Source organism: Capnocytophaga sp. oral taxon 338 str. F0234 (assembly GCF_000192225.1).
Lineage (GTDB): Bacteria > Bacteroidota > Bacteroidia > Flavobacteriales > Flavobacteriaceae > Capnocytophaga.
On sequence record NZ_GL872424.1, the window covers coordinates 1 to 1492 of the forward strand.

Sequence of the window (1492 nt, forward strand, 5' to 3'; positions counted from 1 at the left end):
TACAAGAACCGAATTATTCTTTTGAATAGTTCGGTTTTTTTATTAGTCATTATTAACTATGAATGAAATTCTTAAAGAAATTATCACTACTCCTATGCCTTATGGTAAGTACAGAGAAACTATGATTGCTGATCTTCCCTTATATTACTTGGAGTGGTTTAGCTCGCAAGGCTTCCCTAAAGGAAAGCTTGGCATGCTTTTGTCTACGACTTTTGAGATAAAAACTAATGGACTTCAGGAAATTATAGACAAACTTAAAACACTATGAAATATACCTTTTCCTTCTTTTTTATTTCTTTGCTGATAGCTTGTAATTCTACTTTTGAAAAGACTGAAGAGGTAAAGACTCAAGAACTACAAGAAAGCAAAAAAGATACCCTTGAAAATCCTTATTTCCAAATAAGGATTGCTGATAGTCTTCTTAAGGATAAGACTAAAAAGGAAGTACTTCTTGAGGTAGTAAAACGCTTTAAAGGAGAGGACTTGGATTTTGGTTATGTAATAGATGAGAGTAATACTTCCTATTTAAGTGCTACTGTGAAGGTAGGAAAATTCTTTGATGATGAGGCTTATTATGCCATTATTTATACGAATATGCAAGGAAATACTGACATAGATGTCTATAAATTAGAAAATTGCGTTGTAGAACATAAGATGGCAGCGAGGGATTATTATTTCCTTACGGATACGATTTTTGATGTCAATGGTGATGGAACTAAGGATTTTCTGGTAGAATACTATCCACTTTCAGGTTGTTGTAGGAGGGAGAGTTATGATATCTATTTATCTCCAGTAGCTAAGAAGAAACTTGTAACAAGCTATATTGTACTGATAAATCCTACTTTTTATCCTCAAGAAAAACTTGTTAGGGGTGTGGAATATGGGCATCCTGGTTGGGCAGGGTTATATAAATATTGTTGGCGCGGGGAGAAATTAGATACTCTGGAGTATATTTATCCCGACCCTATCAGTAAGGGACGAACTTTTATCAAAACTCAAATGTCGCATGATTCTTCTCAAAAAAGAAAGAGGATTTGCTTGCCATCACTCCCTGAAGAATACAAAACGGTAAAGGACTTAGACTGGTTTCTCCTTTATGACGAAGGGACATTTGATAGTGAGCAATGACGAATTATTAATTAACAGATGATTGGTAAAGGATAATTAACAATTGAATTTAGAAAAAATATTTAATTTTTTTGTATATTTGCCCTTGTTTAAAACTTTAGATAATGAAGCTGTTTAAACTTTTTTAGAGAAGTAAAAGTTCCCGAAAATTAGTAATTTTGTGTTTGAAAAAAAAGAACACCAAAATTCAGGAACTTTGGGCAAAGATACAATAAATAATTGGATTATTCCTTTTTTAAGTGTAGGAAAAAGAGGATTTAAAAGTAATTTTGATTTAGCTTCAATATTTTTATTGATTCTCAAGAGATTAAAAACAGGAGTGCAATGGAGAGAACTTCCAATCGAGAGCTATTTTGAAAAAGGA

3 protein-coding genes are annotated in these 1492 nt (G+C 32.4%); all 3 read left to right on the forward strand.

Translation table 11 applies throughout. The features are described from left to right. The first annotated feature begins 58 nt into the window (after positions 1-58). Positions 59-268 (forward strand): DUF3820 family protein, encoded by a 210-nt coding sequence (locus HMPREF9071_RS11630; protein ID WP_009401523.1) that lies wholly within the window; start codon positions 59-61, stop codon positions 266-268. Continuing rightward, the gene (locus HMPREF9071_RS11635) at positions 265-1128 is read left to right on the forward strand and encodes a hypothetical protein (protein WP_009401524.1); all 864 of its coding nucleotides are present in this window, start codon (positions 265-267) and stop codon (positions 1126-1128) included. Before HMPREF9071_RS11630 ends, HMPREF9071_RS11635 begins: the two co-directional genes overlap by 4 nt. A 160-nt stretch (positions 1129-1288) precedes the next feature. Next, on the forward strand, positions 1289-1492 hold a 204-nt coding region (locus HMPREF9071_RS11640; protein ID WP_009401525.1), incomplete at its 3' end, for a hypothetical protein.

Excerpts from the sequence above, each read along its gene's own strand:
- HMPREF9071_RS11630 (WP_009401523.1), top strand. The coding sequence starts at position 59 with ATGAATGAAATTCTTAAAGAAATTATCACTACTCCTATGCCTTATGGT.
- HMPREF9071_RS11635 (WP_009401524.1), top strand. The coding sequence starts at position 265 with ATGAAATATACCTTTTCCTTCTTTTTTATTTCTTTGCTGATAGCTTGT.